This is a genomic window from Streptomyces sp. NPDC006207 (assembly GCF_040613835.1).
Classification (GTDB): Bacteria; Actinomycetota; Actinomycetes; order Streptomycetales; family Streptomycetaceae; genus Actinacidiphila.
The window spans coordinates 1-16,604 of sequence record NZ_JBEXSX010000071.1; the positions used below are offsets into that span (position 1 = coordinate 1).

15 protein-coding genes are annotated in these 16,604 nt (G+C 71.9%); 5 read left to right on the forward strand and 10 right to left on the reverse strand.

Annotated elements, in window-relative coordinates:
- Positions 1 to 118: 118 nt before the first annotated feature.
- The 5 genes from ABZ312_RS37695 to ABZ312_RS37715 all read right to left on the reverse strand — a co-directional run bounded on the left by ABZ312_RS37695 (position 119) and on the right by ABZ312_RS37715 (position 6,445).
- A complete protein-coding gene (locus tag ABZ312_RS37695) occupies positions 119 to 1,768 on the reverse strand; it encodes a glycoside hydrolase family 13 protein (protein WP_500321936.1) in 1,650 nt (549 codons plus the stop codon).
- A 98-nt stretch (positions 1,769 to 1,866) separates the two neighbouring features.
- Positions 1,867 to 2,748, reverse strand: a complete 882-nt coding sequence (locus tag ABZ312_RS37700) for a carbohydrate ABC transporter permease (protein WP_500357442.1) — start codon at positions 2,746 to 2,748, stop codon at positions 1,867 to 1,869.
- Between the two features lie 15 nt (positions 2,749 to 2,763).
- Positions 2,764 to 3,738 carry a carbohydrate ABC transporter permease gene (locus tag ABZ312_RS37705; protein ID WP_500321938.1) on the reverse strand — a complete coding sequence of 325 codons (975 nt, stop codon included), beginning with the start codon at positions 3,736 to 3,738 and terminating at the stop codon, positions 2,764 to 2,766.
- A gap of 37 nt (positions 3,739 to 3,775) precedes the next feature.
- Entirely contained in the window at positions 3,776 to 5,188 is a 1,413-nt protein-coding gene (locus ABZ312_RS37710; RefSeq protein WP_500439658.1) for an ABC transporter substrate-binding protein, read from the reverse strand.
- A 249-nt stretch (positions 5,189 to 5,437) separates the two neighbouring features.
- Positions 5,438 to 6,445 (reverse strand): LacI family DNA-binding transcriptional regulator, encoded by a 1,008-nt coding sequence (locus tag ABZ312_RS37715; protein WP_354796787.1) that lies wholly within the window; start codon positions 6,443 to 6,445, stop codon positions 5,438 to 5,440.
- A 339-nt stretch (positions 6,446 to 6,784) separates the two neighbouring features.
- Here ABZ312_RS37715 and ABZ312_RS37720 point away from each other — a divergent pair, with 339 nt between their 5' ends.
- From ABZ312_RS37720 to ABZ312_RS37730, 3 genes are all read left to right on the forward strand, one after another.
- On the forward strand, positions 6,785 to 7,459 hold the full coding sequence (locus tag ABZ312_RS37720) for a DUF6082 family protein (RefSeq protein WP_500439659.1): 675 nt from the start codon (positions 6,785 to 6,787) through the stop codon (positions 7,457 to 7,459).
- Positions 7,460 to 7,602: 143 nt separating this feature from the next.
- On the forward strand, positions 7,603 to 7,839 hold the full coding sequence (locus tag ABZ312_RS37725) for a hypothetical protein (protein ID WP_500321942.1): 237 nt from the start codon (positions 7,603 to 7,605) through the stop codon (positions 7,837 to 7,839).
- 159 nt (positions 7,840 to 7,998) lie between these two features.
- The gene (locus ABZ312_RS37730; RefSeq protein WP_500321943.1) at positions 7,999 to 8,904 is read left to right on the forward strand and encodes a ferredoxin family protein; all 906 of its coding nucleotides are present in this window, start codon (positions 7,999 to 8,001) and stop codon (positions 8,902 to 8,904) included.
- Here ABZ312_RS37730 and ABZ312_RS37735 read toward each other — a convergent pair.
- From ABZ312_RS37735 to ABZ312_RS37745, 3 genes are read right to left on the reverse strand one after another with little or no spacing between them, the layout of a single operon-like run.
- Entirely contained in the window at positions 8,871 to 9,908 is a 1,038-nt protein-coding gene (locus ABZ312_RS37735; protein WP_500321945.1) for an ABC transporter substrate-binding protein, read from the reverse strand. The two genes, ABZ312_RS37730 and ABZ312_RS37735, sit on opposite strands and share 34 nt — an antisense overlap.
- Before the next feature lie 48 nt (positions 9,909 to 9,956).
- The gene (locus ABZ312_RS37740) at positions 9,957 to 10,835 is read right to left on the reverse strand and encodes an ABC transporter permease (RefSeq protein ID WP_500321947.1); all 879 of its coding nucleotides are present in this window, start codon (positions 10,833 to 10,835) and stop codon (positions 9,957 to 9,959) included.
- Positions 10,825 to 11,640 carry an ABC transporter ATP-binding protein gene (locus ABZ312_RS37745; protein ID WP_499514476.1) on the reverse strand — a complete coding sequence of 272 codons (816 nt, stop codon included), beginning with the start codon at positions 11,638 to 11,640 and terminating at the stop codon, positions 10,825 to 10,827. Before ABZ312_RS37745 ends, ABZ312_RS37740 begins: the two co-directional genes overlap by 11 nt.
- Positions 11,641 to 11,871: 231 nt before the next feature.
- Here ABZ312_RS37745 and ABZ312_RS37750 point away from each other — a divergent pair, with 231 nt between their 5' ends.
- Together ABZ312_RS37750 and ABZ312_RS37755 are read left to right on the forward strand one after the other, a co-directional pair.
- Entirely contained in the window at positions 11,872 to 13,500 is a 1,629-nt protein-coding gene (locus ABZ312_RS37750; protein ID WP_500321948.1) for an ATP-binding protein, read from the forward strand.
- Positions 13,497 to 14,189, forward strand: a complete 693-nt coding sequence (locus tag ABZ312_RS37755) for a response regulator (RefSeq protein WP_500321949.1) — start codon at positions 13,497 to 13,499, stop codon at positions 14,187 to 14,189. Before ABZ312_RS37750 ends, ABZ312_RS37755 begins: the two co-directional genes overlap by 4 nt.
- Positions 14,190 to 14,195: 6 nt before the next feature.
- Here the strand turns inward: ABZ312_RS37755 and ABZ312_RS37760 are convergent, their stop codons facing one another.
- Both ABZ312_RS37760 and ABZ312_RS37765 read right to left on the reverse strand, forming a co-directional pair.
- Positions 14,196 to 14,945 (reverse strand): IclR family transcriptional regulator, encoded by a 750-nt coding sequence (locus ABZ312_RS37760; RefSeq protein WP_500439660.1) that lies wholly within the window; start codon positions 14,943 to 14,945, stop codon positions 14,196 to 14,198.
- 17 nt (positions 14,946 to 14,962) lie between these two features.
- Complete coding sequence (locus ABZ312_RS37765; protein ID WP_500439661.1) at positions 14,963 to 16,600, reverse strand: thiamine pyrophosphate-binding protein; 1,638 nt, start codon at positions 16,598 to 16,600, stop codon at positions 14,963 to 14,965.
- Positions 16,601 to 16,604 lie beyond the last annotated feature (4 nt).

Below are 16,604 nucleotides of genomic sequence, written 5' to 3' on the forward strand. Positions count from 1 at the left end.
CCCCGAGCTGTGGGGCCACTTCACCGCGGCGGTCGACACCACGCGGGTGCGCGCGCTGGTCCTCGGCCCCTGGTGGGACGACGAGTACTCCGAACCGCGCCCCTCGGCGTACGCGGTGTCAGGACGCGTACGCCTGCGCCCCGCCGGGTCCGGCCGGGTCGTCCAGGCGCAGCCACACGCAGGTGTCCCGGGGCAGCCGGCCGTCCTCGGCGAGCGGTCCGCTGGCCAGCAGGAGCTGCCGGTGCGCGGGGAGCGCGGCGGGGTCCGCGGACAGGTTGACCACGCAGGCGAACCCGCCCGCACGGCGGAAGGCGAGCACGTCGCCGGGACCGTCGAGCCAGTCCATCGGGCCCTCGCCGAGGCCGGGTTCCGCGCGGCGGAGCTCCAGCGCCGTCCGGTACAGGCTCAGCAGGGAACCGGGGTCCGTCTCCTGCACCTCGGCGGTGTAGCGCGCCCAGTCCGCCGGCTGCGGCAGCCAGGGGTGCTCGCCCCCGAAGCCGTACGGCGGCGCGTCCCCCGACCAGGGCAGCGGCACCCGGCAGCCGTCACGGCCCGGGTCGGTGCCGCCGGAGCGGAAGTACATCGGGTCCTGCAGCAGTTCGGCCGGGATGTCCTCGACCTCGGGCAGCCCCAGTTCCTCACCCTGGTACAGGTAGACCGAGCCGGGCAGGGCCAGGGTCAGCAGGGCGGCGGCGCGGGCGCGCCGGGTGCCGAGCTCCAGGTCCGTGGGGATGCCGTGGGCCTTGGTCTTGAAGTCGAAGCCCGTGTCGGCGCGGCCGTACCGGGTGACCGTACGCGTCACGTCGTGGTTGGCCAGCACCCAGGTCGCGGGGGCACCGACCGGAGCGTGCGCGGCGAGCGTCGCGTCGACGGAGGCGCGCAGCCGGCCGGCGTCCCACGGGCAGGCGAGGAAGTCGAAGTTGAAGGCGGTGTGCAGCTCGTCGGGACGCAGGTAGCGGGCGAAGCGCTCGGTGTCCGGCAGCCACACCTCGCCGATCAGCACGCCGTCGTAGGGGTCGGCGACGCTGCGCCAGGAACGGTAGATGTCGTGCAACTCGTCGCGGTCGATGTAGGGGTGCGGGTCGGTGCCCTCCACGAAGTCGGGCAGGTCCGGGTCCTTGGCGACCATGGCCGCCGAGTCGATGCGCACCCCGGCCACGCCGCGCTCGAACCAGAAGCGCAGGACGTCCTCGTGCTCCCTTCGCACCGCGGGGTGGGCCCAGTTGAGGTCGGGCTGCTCCGGGGCGAACAGGTGCAGGTACCAGTCGCCGTCCGGGAGCCGGGTCCAGGCTGAGCCGCCGAACTGCGAACGCCAGCCGTTGGGCGGCAGCTCGCCGTCCTCGCCACGGCCGGTGCGGAAGTGGAACAGCTTGCGCTCGGCGCTGCCGGGCCCGGCCTCGAGGGCCGCCTGGAACCAGACGTGCTGGTCGGAGATGTGGTTGGGGACGATGTCGATGATGGTGCGGATGCCCAGGGCGCGTGCCTCGGCGATCAGCTTCTCGGCGTCTGCCAGGGTCCCGAAGGCCGGGTCGATGGCCCGGTAGTCGGCGACGTCGTAGCCGCCGTCGGCCATCGGCGAGGGGTACCAGGGGTTGAACCAGAGCGCGTCCACACCCAGCGCGGCCAGGTACGGCAGTCTGGACCGCACCCCGGCGAGGTCGCCGGTGCCGTCCCCGTCTCCGTCGGCGAAGCTGCGTGCGTACACCTGGTAGATGGCGGCGCCGCGCCACCACGCGTCGGTGGCCTCGGCCGGGTGGGTGTCTGCCACGTGACTGGTCCTTTCGGGCAGCTGGGACCGCGCCGCCCGCCCTGTGGCGGGCGGCGTGGTGCTGGACGGGTGCGGCCGGAGGCCGTCGGGGCCGGGCCTCAGCCCTTGAGGCCGCCGGCGGTGAGGCCGCTCATGATGTTGCGCTGGAAGATCAGGAAGATCAGCAGGGTGGGCACCGAGGCCATCGCGATGGCCGCGACCAGCCAGTTCTCCGGCACCCCGCTGGCGAGCGAGTAGATGCCGACGTTGAGCGTCTGCTTCGTCGGGTCGGGCAGGGTGAGCATCGGCCAGAGGAAGTCCTTCCAGACCCCGACGATCGCGAAGATGGAGACCACTCCGAGGATCGGGCGGGAGATCGGCAGGACGATCGACCACAGGGTGCGCAGCTGGGAGGCCCCGTCGATGGCGGAGGCGTCCAGCAGTTCCTGCGGCACCGAGTCGAAGAACCGCTTCAGCAGGAAGATGTTGAAGGCGTTGGTGACCGACGGCAGCCAGATCACCCAGGGCGAGTTGAGCAGGTTGCGCTGGAAGATCGGCACGTCCAGCACGGTCAGGTACTGCGGTACGACCAGGACGGTGGCCGGGATCATCAGCGTGGCGAGCATCATCCCGAGGATCACGTTGCCCAGCACCGGACGGAGCTTGGACAGCGAGTAGGCGGCCGCCACGTCGAACACGAGCTGGAAGGCGAGTGCCCCGAAGGCGTACCAGAGGGTGTTGAGCAGCAGGTGGGACAGGTCCATCACGTCCCAGGCGCTCTTGTAGTTCTCGGGGTGCAGGGCCTGCGGGAAGGCGGTGGGCGGGATCTGCGCGAACTCCTGGGTGGACTTCAGGCCGTTGGAGGCCATCCAGTACAGCGGGCCGAGGAAGACCAGCGTGAAGGCGACCAGTACCAGGGCGAGGACGGTCCGGTAGACGATCCTGCCGCGGCGGCTGGCCAGCTGCGTCGGTGATATCAGCGTTCGGGTGCTGCTGCTCATCGGTGGTTCCCCGCCCTACTCGTCCGTGGCGCGGCTGAGCCGCACGTACCCGGCGGAGAAGACCGCCAGCAGTACGAGCAGGACCAGGCCGAGCGCCGCGGCGCTGCCGTAGTTGTTGAAACTGAAGGCGTACTGGTAGATCAGGTAGACGACGGTGGTGGTGGAGCCCTCCGGGCCGGCGCCGCCGGTCAGCAGGAACGGCTCGGTGAAGACCTGCATCGTGGCGATGATCTGCATGAGCAGCATCAGCGACAGGATCAGCCGGGTCTGCGGGATCGTCACGTGCCAGATCTTGCGCAGGAGCCCGGCGCCGTCGAGCTCGGCGGCCTCGTAGAGCTCGCCGGGGATGCCCTGGAGCGCGGCCAGGTAGATCAGGGTGGCGCCGCCCATGTTCATCCACGTGGAGGCGATGACCACCGACAGCATCGAGGTGCTGGTGGACTGCAGCCACTGCTGCTGGGGCAGGTGCAGCACCTCGAAGATGCGGTTGAACAGGCCGTACTCGGGGTTGTAGAAGTTCTTGAAGAGCAGCACCGAGGCCACCGGCGGCAGCATCACCGGCAGGTACACCAGCAGTCTCAGGTAGCCCCGCGCGTGCCGTAGTTCGTTGAGCAGCAGGGCGATGACGAACGGCACCGCGAAGCCGAGCAGCAGCGCCAGGGCGGTGAAGAGCAGGGTGTTGCGCCAGGCCTGCCAGAACGCGGGGTCGTGGAAGACGTAGTTCAGGTTCGACCAGCCGGCCCAGGTGGTGGCCCCGTCCTCGGTCTTCTGGAAGGCCAGCAGGACCTCCCTGACCATCGGGTACCAGGAGAAGAACCCGAAGCAGAGCACGGCGCCGATCAGGAAGCCGTGCGCGGTGAGGTTGCGGCGCAGGGCGCGGCCGGCCCGCCCCGGACGGCGGCCGTCCGGGGCGGGGCGGCGCACCGTACGGCGCGACCGGCTCTTCGCGGGAGTGCTGGTGGGCAGGGTGGGGGCGCTGGGGGCCGACATCGTCGCTCCTGGGTGCCGGGTGCCGAGGGGGCCTGGGCTACTGGTTGGCGAGGACCTGGTTGACCTGGGTCTCCGCGGTGGACAGCAGCTTGGCGGGGTCCGCATTCTTGTTGGTGAGGACACCGGACATCACGTTGTCCAGGACCTTGTAGATCTCCTGGGCCTTCGGCGGCTCGGCCTTGCCGGGGATCGGGTTGTCCATGAAGGCGCGGAAGTTCTCCACCGGCATCGTGGCGCTCTCGGTCTTCAGCTGGTCGTCCTTGGTCTTGCTGGCACCGATGAAGAAGGCCGGCTGGGGCAGACCGACGGGCAGGCCGTCCGCCTTGGAGCGCGCGTACTCGAACTGGCCCTTGCCGACGCTGAGCGTCTTGAAGTTCAGCCAAGCGATGGCGGCCTTGATCTTGTCGGGCGAGCTGCCCTTCTTGATCATGTAGTCGTTGCCGCCGAAGAGGGTGGCCTTGCCGCCGGGGATCGGGCCCATGCCGAAGTTGGCGTAGTCGGCGCCGAGCTGCTGGACCATGTACGTGATGTCGTCCGGCGCGGCCAGGAACATGCCGAGCTTGTCGGTGGCCATCTGCTTCTGCAGGTCGCCCCACTTGAGCAGCTGCGTCTGGCCCATGCTGTTGTCGGTCCAGCGCATGTCGTGCAGGTTCTGCACCACCTGCTTGCCGAGGTCGGTGTTGAACCCCGCCTTGGTGCCGTCCGCGGAGACGACGTCGCCGCCCAGGCCGTACATCGTGGCCGTGAAGTGCCAGCCGCCGGTGTTCTGGGCGCTGTAGTCGCCGTACCCGGCGATGCCCTTGCCGAGGCCGGCGATCGCCTTGGCCGCGGTGCGCACGTCCTCCCAGGTGGTGGGCGGCTTGTTGGGGTCGAGGCCGGCCTGCTGGAAGAGCTTGCGGTTGATCAGCAGGCCCATGGTGTAGTTGCTGGTGGGCAGGCCGTAGAGCTTGCCGTCCTTCTTCAGGACGTTCAGCACGTTGGGGTCGATGTCGTTCAGGGCCGGGACGGTCTTGTCGGTGACGTACGCGGAGATGTCCGCGGCGCCGTCGTTGTCGAGCACCTGCTGCAGGTCGGTGAAGTACGTGTAGAACACGTCCGGCTGGGACTTGGCCTTCAGCGCGGCCGTGAAGCGGGCCGGCTCCTCGCACTGGCCGGGCGTCGACTTACCGTCGATCGTCACGTTCGGGTACTTCTTGTTGAAGGCGGCGACGTCCTCCTTCCACTCCTTGAGCTCCGCCTTCTTCGCGGCCGGCGGCATGCAGTCGATGGTCAGCGTGACCTTGGCCTTCGGGTCCAGCGGGGCGGTGGGGTCGGACGAACCGCCGCCCGCGTCGTTGTCGTTGTCCGCACTGCTGCTGGTGCCGCAGGCGGTGAGGACGGCCAGGGCCATCACGGAGACGAGCGTGGCCGCGGAGGCACGGCGAGCGGGGCGGAACCAGGAGCTTCTCATCGGTGGTCCCCTTCGGGCATGAGCGTGGAAGCCCCCGACCACACGCAGCGGGGGCGTCGCACACTCAAGCACCACAAACAGGTGTCCGCAAGATCTCGCGCAGATTTCGCAAAAGATTGACGGCCTTGCGCAGCTCGGCAACGAAGCACGCGAACACCGGGAACGGAGCGGGAACCCCGAGGCCGCAAACGCGGACCGGGCGGTTCCGACGACGTCGGAACCGCCCGGTCCGCGGGGGCGCGCGGCCGCTCAGCCGCGCACGGGCCCCGTCGTCCCGCGGACGACCAGCTCGGGCTCGTACAGCAGCTCGTCGGAGGCCACCTGCTTGCCCGCGATCTTCAGTGCGAGCAGCTCGACGGCGGTGCGGCCCATCGCCTCGATGGGCTGCCGCACCGTGGTCAGCGGCGGGTCGGTGCAGGTCATGAACGCCGAGTCGTCGTAACCGACCACGGAGACGTCGCCGGGCACGGACAGCCCCAGCCGGCGCGCCGCCCGCACCGCGCCCAGCGCCATCGGGTCGTTGGCGCAGATGATCCCGGTGACCCCGCGCTCCCAGAGCTTGGCGGCCGCGGCCTGGCCGCCCTCCAGCGTGAACATCGCCCGCCCGACGTGCTCGTCGGGCAGCGACCCGCCGCCCGCGGCGGCCGCGGCCCGCGCCGCGGTCAGCTTGCGCCGCGACGGCATGTGGTCGGTGGGCCCGAGCAGCAGGCCGATCCGCTCGTGGCCCAGCGAGGACAGGTGCCGCCAGGCCTGCTCCACGGCGACCGCGTCGTCGCACGACACCCGCGGGAAACCGAGGTCCTCTATCGCGGCGTTGATCAGCACCACCGGCAGGTTCCGCTCGGCCAGCAGGCGGTAGTGGTCGTGCGGCGCGTCCGCCTGCGCGTACAGACCGCCGGCGAAGACCACGCCGGAGACGTGCTGCTGCAGCAGGAGCGAGACGTAGTCCGCCTCCGACACCCCGCCCGCGGTCTGCGTGCACAGCACCGGCGTCAGGCCCTGCTGGGCGAGGGCCGCCCCCACGATGTCGGCGAAGGCCGGGAAGATCGGGTTCTGCAGCTCCGGCAGCACCAGCCCGACCAGCCGGGCCCGGTTCCCCCGCAACTGCGTCGGCCGCTCGTACCCCAGCACGTCCAGCGCCGTGAGCACCGCCTGCCGGGTGCCCTCCGACACCCCCGGCTTCCCGTTCAGCACACGGCTGACGGTGGCCTCACTGACCCCGACCTTCTTCGCTACTTCGGCAAGCCGTCGCGTCATGAGCGCAAGCATACGACATGGCGTGCAAGTGGTTTGCGCTCATGCGCAAGACCGTTGGGACGCCCGGCACCCGGGGGTGCCGCCGTGGCAGGAGGGACCGAAGCGTCGCCTCACCCTCAACCTGGGCCAATACAGCGCCCACCTGTCCTGAATAGCGCGCTTCACGACCGTTCCCTGTGGGTAACACTCATTTCGACGGCGGGTGCCGGACCCGTACGTCCCTGCGTGCTTCTCACCTCTCCGAGGCAGTCGATCAGAGCCGCTCGTACCTGCCCGGAGCTTCGCTTCTTCGGGCTGCCGCCGCCATGACGGGCGGGCGTGCGCCGATCGGGGGGTCACATGGCGCGTTCCAGAGAGGTGGGCGGAATCGCCGCCCTGCTGGTCATCGGGGTCACCGCCGTCCTGGTGCTCACGGCCGCCGTCGCCGTGGCCCTGGGCAAGCTCATGGTGACTCTCGCCTCCCCTTCGGGCCCCGGCCAGGACTCCGCCGCCACCTTCATGGCCGCCAACGCCGCGTTCTCCGGACTGGCGCTGGCGGCGGTGCTCGTGACCTTCGGTGTGCAGCAGCGGAAGGCCCACCTCCAGCGACGGGAACTGGCAGCCCAGCGGAAGGAGTTGAGTGGCACGCACAACCAGCTCTACCGCACCGCCGAGGCGGAGCTGCGCACCTTGCACGTCGAACTCCTCAAGATCGGCATTGAGCACCCGGAGTTGGCTTCCGTGTGGCCGGAGTTAGAGACCGTTCCCGCCGATCAGGCCCGAGAACTGTTGTACGCCAACATGATCTTCACCCATCACCTCTTTGTGTTGCGCCTGGGCAGCCTGTCCGCGATCGAGTTCCAACAGGTGCTGCGCGACCTGGTGAAGAGCCGCCGGTTCCGCGAGTACTGGACGTGGTCCCGACCGTTCCGTCAGGCACGCCTAGACCCCACCGGCGACGAAGCGCGGCTCGGGGCGATGGTGGACGCGTTCATCAGAGAACTGGAAGCCAATGGCGGAGGTCGGTACCCCTGATCGGCTGAATTTCTGTCACGGCTACACCAAAACTGCACCCTGGAAGCACTCGATCCACTAGAGAGAAAGGATCTTCGAAGCCTCATGGGAGGGAAGGGGCCATTCACGGAACGGCGCGACCTCCCGGAACGGGATGGATCAGCGTGGAGATCGTGCGCAGAATCGGGGCCTCACCTCGCGAACGCGGAAGCACCGCCGCCGCGACATGCCCCGATATCTTCGAGTTGTCCGATGGCAACTTTGCAGTCATCGGCACCGATGCCACAGCTGACCTGGACGGCAAACTTCCGGGCGACGCGGCCCGGGCGGACTACGAGCGGATCGTAGTGATCACTCGCGACACGCTCCTTCGCGCCAAACAGGACATCCCGGACCTCTAATCCGCCGCTCGCGAACTGTCGGCCTCCCCCGCGAACTGCTCGGAGGGGGAGGCCGCACCATGCCGTGTCGGGCCATCCCGAGCCCCTTCGACGAGCACCCGACGTAATACGGGAGGGGCGGGAGAGCCGGGGGTGGTGCGGAAGGTTAGGCTTACCTTCATGAGCACCTGCACCTCCGCGTCCAGCTCGCTGGCGGAGCCCGTCGCCGCGACGGCGGCCACCGCGCGGACCTGGCTGCTGCTGGAGCAGCCGGGGCCGTGGGGTCCCAAGGCGCTGACCGGGAGCCATCTGGATCCGCGGGTGGGCAGGGCGCTGGAGCGGGCCGCGGCCGGTACCGGGGTACGGGTCGGGCTGATCCGGCGGCCCGGGCGGCACGCGGACCGGCATGACGTGCGGCGGCGCACGGCGTACGTGGCGCACACCGTGCCGGGTGGCTCCTGGGTGCGGGACGCGGTCGTGGAGGACCCGGCCGCACTGCTGGGCCTGGACTTCGAGGCGCTGGGCCGCGGCGACCACCGCGGCTTCGGGATGCCGTACGAGGGCGACCCGCTCGCCCTCGTCTGCACCAACGGCAAGCGCGACCGCTGCTGCGCCCTCAACGGCCGGCCGCTCGCCGCAGAGCTGGCCGCCTCGGGGCTCGGTGAGGTCTGGGAGGTGACCCACCTGGGCGGGCACCGGTTCTCGCCGACGATGCTGGTGCTGCCGTACGGCTACGCCTACGGCCGGGTCGACGCCGCGCTGGCCCGGCAGGTGCTGGCGGCCGCCCGCGAGGGCGGCATGGTGCTGGAGGGCTGCCGCGGACGCTCCGCGTGGGAGCGTCCGGGCCAGGCCGCCGAACTGGCCGTGCGGCGGCTGACCGGCGAGCTGAACGCCGAGGCGCTGACCGTGGACGGCGAACACGGTACCCGCGTGCGGCACCGCGACGGCCGGGCCTGGGACGTCGCGGTGACGCCGGTCGCGGCGGAGCCGCCCCGGCCCGAGAGCTGCGGGGCGGCCCTGGGGGCGCCGCTGCGGATGGAGATCAGCGGCATTCAGCCGGCGCTCTTGACGAACTCCGTGGTGTAGGTCTTGCCCAGGTCCACCTGGGCGTTCTGCAGGTTGGGGTTGAAGGCCTTGAGGACCCGTTCCACCGTCTCGGGTCCGCCTTCGGGCATCACGCCGTCCTTGGTGAACATCGGCAGCGTGCTCTCGATCGCCTTGACGTAGAGCTCCTGCCCGCCGCCCTGCGCGTAGTCGGCGGGCATCTTCGCGGCGATCTCCGCGGCGCTGTGCGTCGACATCCAGCGGAGCGTCTTCACGAAGGCGTTGGCGAGCTTCTGCACCGTCTCCTTGTGGCTGTTGACCCATTCCGTCTGCATGTAGAGGCTGGAGGACGGGTAGAGCCCGCCGAGCGCCTGCCGCGAGCCCTCCGGCGTGCGCATGTCGATGAGCACCTTGCCGAGCCCCTTGTCCAGGATCGTGGCCACGGTCGGGTCCGTGGTCATGCCGCCCTGGATCGATCCCTGCTCCATCGCGGAGATGAAGGTCTGCCCGGCGCCGACCGCGACCGGGGTGAACTCGCTGGTCTTCACGCCGTTGCTGACGGCCAGGTACTTGGTGAGGAAGTCCGTGGACGAGCCGATGCCGGTCACGCCCAGCTTCCTGCCCTTGAAGTCCTCAGGGCCCGTGAGGTCGCCGGCCGCCGCGTTGGAGACGATCTCCACCTCGCCGGGCGCCTGCGAGAACTGCACCACGGACTCCACCTGCTTGCCCTTCACCTGCAGGTCGAGCGTGTGGTCGTAGAAGCCGACGGTGCCCTGCACGTCGCCGGAGACGAGCGCGGTCTCGGCCTGTACGCCGGCCGGCTCGGTGAGCAGTTCGACGTCCAGTCCCTCGGCCTTGAAGTAGCCGAGCCGCTCGGTGAGCATCGCGGGCAGGTAGATGACCTTGTCCAGGCCACCGACCATGATCTTGACCTTGTCGCCCTTGCCGCCGGAAGCGGAGGCGGAGTCGCCGCCGCACGCGGTGAGCGTGGTGAGGGCGACGGCGGAGGCGGCGACGGCGGCCGCGGCCCTGAGGGTTGCGCGCATCTGGTTCACGTCCTTGTGAAGGGGGGTGGGCGGGAGGCGGTGGCGGGGTCAGCGGGCGGAGCCGGCCTCGCCCGGCTTCCAGCGGAAGAGCCGCTTCTCCAGGAAGGTCAGCAGGCCCTCGGCGAGCAGCGCGACGACCGCCAGGATCGCCATCGCGGCGTACACGCCGGCCGAGTTGAAGGTGCCCTGCGAGGCGGCGACCAGCAGGCCCAGGCCCTTGGTGGCGCCGATGTACTCGCCGACGATGGCGCCGATGAGGGCGAAGCCGAAGCTCACGTGGAGGCTGGTGAAGATCCACGAGGTGGCCGAGGGGATGACGACCTGGAAGGTGACCTGACGGTCGCGGGCGCCCAGGATGCGGGAGTTGGCGACCAGGTTGCGGTCGACCTCGCGGGCGCCCTGGAAGGCGTTGAAGAACACCGGGAAGAAGACCAGGACGACGGCGGAGGCCACCTTGGAGGCCGGGCCGAGTCCGAACCAGATCAGGAAGATCGGCGCGAGCACGATCCGCGGCAGCGCGTTGAGCACCTTGATGTACGGGCCGAGGACGTCGGCGAGGAAATGGATCCGCCCGAGGGCGATGCCGAGCACCACGCCCGCGACGACGCCGATGACCCAGCCGAGCAGGGCCTCGTAGAGCGTGTACCAGATCTGCTCCCACAGGGTGCCCTGCGCGGTACCGTCCACGGCCCAGGTGCGGATCTGCTCCCAGATCCTGGAGGGCATCGAGAAGTGGAAGGGGTCGACGGCCCCGGCCCTGGCCAGCCACTCCCACAGCCCGAGGACGGCGACCAGGAGCAGCACGCGGCTGCCGTGGACGAGGTAACTCCGGTTGCGGGCGGCACGGGCGCGCGAGCGCGCGCGGTCGGTGCCCGCGGGGTCCACGGTGGCGGCGGCCGAGGGGGCCGCCACGGTCTCAGGCGACATCGGCCGCACCCCTCTCGCGGGTGATGCGGACCTCTTCGCCGAGCGAGGCCCAGATCTCCCGGTAGATCTCGATGAACCGCGGCTCCAGCCGCACGGACTCGACCTGGCGCGGGCGCGGCAGGTCGATCTCGAAGACCTCCTTGACCGTGGCCGGCCCGGCGGTCATGACGACGACCTTGTCGGCGAGCGCGATGGACTCCTCCAGGTCGTGGGTGACGAAGACGACCGAGGCGCCCGTGCCGGACCACAGCTCCAGCAGCTCGTCGGACATCAGCGCGCGGGTCTGCACATCGAGCGCGGAGAAGGGCTCGTCCATGAGCAGGATCTCGGGGTCGTTGACGAAGGTGGCGGCGAGCGCGACGCGCTTGCGCTGGCCGCCGGACAGCTGGTGCGGGTAGCGGTCCTCGAAGGCGGACAGGCCGACGCGGGCGAGCCACTCACGGGCCCGCTCCCTCGCCTCGGCCTTGGGCACGCCGCGGAAGCGGGGGCCGGCCATGACGTTGGACAGCACGGTCCGCCAGGGGAAGACGGCGTCCTGCTGGAAGACGTAGCCGACCTTGTCGCCGATGCCGCGCACCGGCTCGCCGGCGACCAGCACCTCGCCCTCGGTGGGCTCCTCCAGCCCGCTGACCAGGGTCAGGGTCGTGGACTTGCCGCAGCCGGTCGGGCCCACGACGGCCACGAACTCCCCGCGGCCGATGGTCAGGTCCAGGTCGCGGACGGCGGTGTGGAGGGCCCCGGACGGGGTCCGGAACGCTTTGCTCGCTCCCCGCAGTTCGATGGCGGGGCCGGTCTGTGTGCTCATGCGCCGGGACGGTAGGCGTGGTCCCGGCCACGGCGGCACCCTTGCGGTCACAACTGCGCCTTGTGCCCACAACCCCCTGTTCTGCTCGTTTTGCTCGCGCTACAACAACGAAAGGGCCACGGGGGCTGGGCAGCGGGCCCCGGCCGCGTTTACGTTGCGTTCACAGCCGGGCGAACGGACGGGCGAATTCCGCAAGGGCGCGGAAGACCGGGAAGGACAGGGGTGACGTAGATGCGCATCCGCTGGCCCCGCCGCGTCTTCGCCCAGGTGCTGCTCGTCCAGGTGGTCCTCACCACCGGCGTCATCACCCTGGCCACCGGGCTGTTCCTCGCCCCGCTCAGCTCCCAGCTGGACCAGCAGGCGATGCGGCAGGCGCTGTCGATCGCCCAGACCACCGCCGCGACCCCGGGGCTCGCCCACGACCTGGTCACCACGCGCCCGAGCGTCACCGGTCCGGTGCAGGAGGAGGCCGAGCGGATCCGCCGTGCCACCGGTGCCCTGTACATCGTGGTCATGGACACCCGCGGTGTGCGCTGGTCGCACACGGACGTCGCCCAGATCGGCCGGCACGTCTCCACCGACCCCAGCGTGGCCCTGTCGGGGCGCGAGATCATGCAGATCGACCGGGGCACCCTCGGGCGTTCCGCGCGCGCCAAGGTGCCGCTGCACGGGGCCGGCGGGAGGATCGTGGGCGCCGTGTCGGTGGGCATCGGGTACGACAGCGTGCGGGAGCGGCTGCTGGCCACGGTGCCGGTGCTGCTGCTGTACGCGGGAGCGGCGCTCGCGGTCGGCGTACTCGCGGCGCTGCTGGTGTCGCGGCGGCTGCAGCGCAGGACGCATGGGCTCGCCTTCGCCGACATCTCCGCGCTGCTCGACGAGCGCGAGGCGATGCTGCACGGCATCCGTGAGGGCGTCATCGCCCTGGACGCCCGGGGACGGGTGCGGCTGCTCAACGACGAGGCGCAACGGCTGCTCGGCCTCGGTCCGGACGCAGCCGGCCGCGCCCTGGACGAGGTGCTGCCCGCCGGGCGGACGACCGACGTGCTGGCCGGCCGGGTCGCGGGCACCGACCTGCTCACCGTCAGCGGGGCGCGGGTGCTGGTCGCCAACCGGATGCCGACCGGGGACGGCGGGGCGGTGGCCACCCTGCGGGACCGCACCGAACTGGAGCGGCTGGGGCGGGAGCTGGACAGCACGCACGGCCTGCTGGACGCGCTGCGCGCCCAGGACCACGAGCACGCCAACCGCCTGCACACCCTGCTCGGGCTGCTCGAACTCGGCCTGTACGACGAGGCGGTGGACTTCGTCGGCGAGGTCGCCGACGCCCAGCGGGCCTCCGCGGAGCAGGTCGCGGAACGGGTCAGGGACCCGCTGGTGTCCGCCCTGCTGGTCGGCAAGTCGGCGATCGCCGCGGAGCGGGGCGTGGCCCTGTCGGTCTCCCCCGTCACCCTGCTCCCGGACCGGGTCGTGGACCCGCGGGACCTGGTCACCGTGCTCGGCAACCTCATCGACAACGCCCTGGACGCGGCGGGTTCGCTGGTCGAGGTGGAGCTGCGCGCCGAGGGCACGACGGTCGTGCTGCGGGTGTCCGACGACGGCCCCGGCGTACCGCCCGAGGCCCGTGAGCAGATCTTCGCCGAGGGCTGGACGACGAAGCGGTCCCCGGCCCACCGCGGCCGCGGGCTCGGCCTCGCGCTCGTGCGGCGGCTCGCCGAACGGTACGGCGGCATGGCCCGGGTGACCGCCCGCGCGGGCGGCGGCGCGGTCTTCACCGTCGTCCTGCCGGAGGCGCTGGCCGGCGCGGAACTCACCTCGGCCGCGTCCGCGGCCTCCGGGGCGTCCGCGGGGGAAGCACGATGATCGACGTCATGGTCGTGGACGACGACTTCCGCGTCGCCGAGATCAACGCGGCCTACGTCGCCAGGGTCCCCGGTTTCCGGGTGACTGCCCGCGCCCACACCGCTGCCCAGGCGCTGGCGACGCTGGAGCGCATGCACGTCGACCTCGTCCTGCTCGACCACTACCTGCCGGACGAGACCGGCCTCACCCTGGTGCGGCGCATGCGGCAGCTCGGCCACAGCGCGGACGTGATCATGGTGACGGCCGCCCGTGACGTGGCGACCGTGCAGGCGGCGATGCGCTTCGGCGCGCTGCAGTACCTGGTCAAGCCGTTCAGCTTCGCCGGGCTGCGGGCCAAGCTGGACGCCTACGCGGCGCTGCGCCGCACGCTCGACGGAGTCGGCGGGCGCGGCGAGGCCGGCCAGGAGCAGGTGGACCGCATCTTCGGCGCGCTGCGCACGGCCGGTGCGGCACCGGCGGACCTGCCCAAGGGGCACTCGGCACCCACCGCCGACCTGGTGCGCAAGGTCCTCACCGAGGCCGCGCAGCCGCTGTCCGCCCACGAGGTCGCGGCACGCGCGGGCATCAGCCGCTCCACCGCGCAGCGCTACCTGAAGTTCCTGGAGCGCGAGGGCCGGATCAGCCTCACCCTCAAGTACGGCGACACCGGCCGCCCCGAGCACCGGTACGCGTGGTCGCGCACCGGCTGACCCGGTTCACCGGCGGGCGAGTTCACGGCTCAGCGCCCGCGCCGCCGCGCACACCACGGGCGCGACGCGGTCCGGCCGCAGCCCCCGCGTGGCGCCGGTGACGGAGACGGCGGCGACGGGGAAGGGACGCGGGCCCAGCCGCGGCCCGTGGACGGGGGCGGCGACGGCGGAGACGCCGACCTCGGCCTCCTCCCGGTTCACGGCGCAGCCGCGGGTCCGGGTGCGGACGAGGTCCTGCTGGAGCAGCCGCGGCACGACGATGGTCCGCGGGGTGCGACGGCGCAGCCCGCCGCCGAGCACCGCGGCCAGGCCGGGCGGGGTCCCGTAGCCGAGCAGCGCCTTGCCGGTGGCGGTGCAGTAGGCCGGGTGGCGGCCGCCGACCCGGGAGATGATCCGCAGGGAGCGGCGGCCGGTGAGCTTCTCCAGGAAGACGGCGTCGGCGCCGTCGACGACGGCGAGGAGCACGTTCTCGTGGGTGGCCTCGTAGAGCTCCTCCCTGAACGGCCGCGCCGCCTCGCGCAGCCGCCGGTGCGGCACCCGCTGGCCCAGTTCGAAGAGGGCGAGGCCGAGCCGGTAGCCGTCCGTCCCGCGCTCCACGAGCCCGACGGCGGTCAGTTCGGCGAGGAGTCGGTGCACGGTCGACTTGGGCAGGCCGGTGCGGGCGGCGAGTTCGCCGAGCGCGATCCCGTCCTCCCCCGCGGCGAAGGCGCCGAGCAGCGCGGTCCCGCGGGCCAGCATCGACCGGCTCTCCGTCACGGTCGCACCCTCGGCTCTCATGAGTGCCCCCGCAAGGGCACCTCGACCAGCAGCGGGCCGTCGAGCCCGCCCACCGCCGCGACCGTCCGCGCCAGTTCCTCCGTCCCGTCCGCACGGACCGCGGGGATGCCGAAGAAGCGTGCGGCCAGCCGCCAGTCGAGCTCGCCCAGGTCGAGGCCGGGGTGCGGGACGGAGGGGCTGCCACCACGGGTGTCGAGGGTGTCCTTCAGGGTGCGGTACTCGCCGTTGGCCATCACGACGAACAGGACCGGCACCCGGTGGTGCGCCGCGCTCCACAGCCCCTGCAGCCCGAACATCGCGCAGCCGTCCCCCAGCACGGCCACCACCGGGCGTCCGGGCGCGCCGAGCCGGTGGCCGACGGCCGCGCCGATGCCCCAGCCGAGGCCCCCGCCGACCGTGTGGACGAAGCCGCCCGGCCGGTCCCGGCGCAGCACACCGCGCAGGTGCACCCCGACGGTGATCGATTCCTCGACGAGCACCGCCTCCTCCGGCAGTGCGGTGGCCAGGGCGTGCGCGGCGGCGAGCGGATCGACCGGGGCACGGCGCCCCGCGGACCGGGCCCGCAGGTCGAGCCGGTCCCGCGCCTCGGCGTGGCGGGCGCCCGCCTCCCGTATCCGCTCGCGGGCGGTGTCCTCGGGGACCAGGCGGGCCAGGTGGCCGGCGAGCGCGGCCAGTGAGGAGTCCAGCGGCCCGGTGAGGCCGAGGGCGACGGGGAAGTTGCGGCCCGGTTCGGCGGGGTCGGCGTCGATCTGCACGACCGTCAGGTGCGCGGGGACGGGCGGGCCGGGACTGTAGTGGTGCGGGGTGAAGGCCCGGCAGCCGGCGATGAGCAGCGCGTCGTGGCCCTTCAACCGCTCATGGATGCGGGCGTTGACGGGCGGCAGCGGTCCGGCGTAGAGCGGGTGGGAGCCGGGGAAGTCCAGGTGGTCGTTCATCGGCTGGTGGTAGGTGACCGCGCCGAGCGCCTCGGCGACCCGTACCAGCGCCCCGACCGCCCCGTCCCTGCCGACCCCGTCACCGGCGACGACCGCGGGCCGTCCGGCGGCGGCCAGCAGGGCCGCCGCCCGGTCGAGCCCGCCGGCCGGGCCGGGCGGCGCGAGGGGGGAGCGTGCGGGGACCTCCACGGGTGCGGCGTCCTCGAGGACGTCCATCGGCACAGAGACGAACACCGGGCCCTGAGGCGGCTGCCGGGCCAGCGCGAAGGCGCGGCGCAGCACGAGCGGCAGGTCCTCGGGGCGGTGCACCTCCTCGGCCCGTTTGGCCGCTCCGGAGGCGAGGGCGACCAGGTCCCCGGCGAGCATGGGGTCCTGGAGCAGGTGGCGCCGGTCCTGCTGGCCCGCCATGACGACCAGCGGGGTGCGGGAGCGCCGGGCGTTGAGCATCCCGATCAGGCCGTTGGCGGTGCCGGCGGCGATGTGCAGGCTGGCGAAGGCGGGACGGCGGGTGGCCCGGGCGTAGCCGTCGGCCATGGCGACGACCGAGCCCTCCTGGACGCCGAGGACGTACTCGGGCGAAGGGCCGGGCCCGGACAGCGCCTCGAGGAAGGGGAGTTCGGTGGTGCCCGGGTTGCCGAAGACCCGGTCCACCCCCTCGTCGGCGAGGATCTCCAGCAGGGCCCGCAGGGCGGTCGTCATGGCG

What these genes read in the sequence shown, in the direction of transcription:
- ABZ312_RS37740 (WP_500321947.1), bottom strand. Translation starts at nt 10,835, where the DNA reads ATGTCGCCTGAGACCGTGGCGGCCCCCTCGGCCGCCGCCACCGTGGAC.
- ABZ312_RS37745 (WP_499514476.1), bottom strand. Translation starts at nt 11,640, where the DNA reads ATGAGCACACAGACCGGCCCCGCCATCGAACTGCGGGGAGCGAGCAAA.
- ABZ312_RS37765 (WP_500439661.1), bottom strand. Translation starts at nt 16,600, where the DNA reads ATGACGACCGCCCTGCGGGCCCTGCTGGAGATCCTCGCCGACGAGGGG.
- ABZ312_RS37750 (WP_500321948.1), top strand. Translation starts at nt 11,872, where the DNA reads ATGCGCATCCGCTGGCCCCGCCGCGTCTTCGCCCAGGTGCTGCTCGTC.
- ABZ312_RS37710 (WP_500439658.1), bottom strand. Translation starts at nt 5,188, where the DNA reads ATGAGAAGCTCCTGGTTCCGCCCCGCTCGCCGTGCCTCCGCGGCCACG.
- ABZ312_RS37700 (WP_500357442.1), bottom strand. Translation starts at nt 2,748, where the DNA reads ATGAGCAGCAGCACCCGAACGCTGATATCACCGACGCAGCTGGCCAGC.
- ABZ312_RS37730 (WP_500321943.1), top strand. Translation starts at nt 7,999, where the DNA reads ATGAGCACCTGCACCTCCGCGTCCAGCTCGCTGGCGGAGCCCGTCGCC.
- ABZ312_RS37735 (WP_500321945.1), bottom strand. Translation starts at nt 9,908, where the DNA reads ATGCGCGCAACCCTCAGGGCCGCGGCCGCCGTCGCCGCCTCCGCCGTC.
- ABZ312_RS37715 (WP_354796787.1), bottom strand. Translation starts at nt 6,445, where the DNA reads ATGACGCGACGGCTTGCCGAAGTAGCGAAGAAGGTCGGGGTCAGTGAG.
- ABZ312_RS37755 (WP_500321949.1), top strand. Translation starts at nt 13,497, where the DNA reads ATGATCGACGTCATGGTCGTGGACGACGACTTCCGCGTCGCCGAGATC.
- ABZ312_RS37720 (WP_500439659.1), top strand. Translation starts at nt 6,785, where the DNA reads ATGGCGCGTTCCAGAGAGGTGGGCGGAATCGCCGCCCTGCTGGTCATC.
- ABZ312_RS37705 (WP_500321938.1), bottom strand. Translation starts at nt 3,738, where the DNA reads ATGTCGGCCCCCAGCGCCCCCACCCTGCCCACCAGCACTCCCGCGAAG.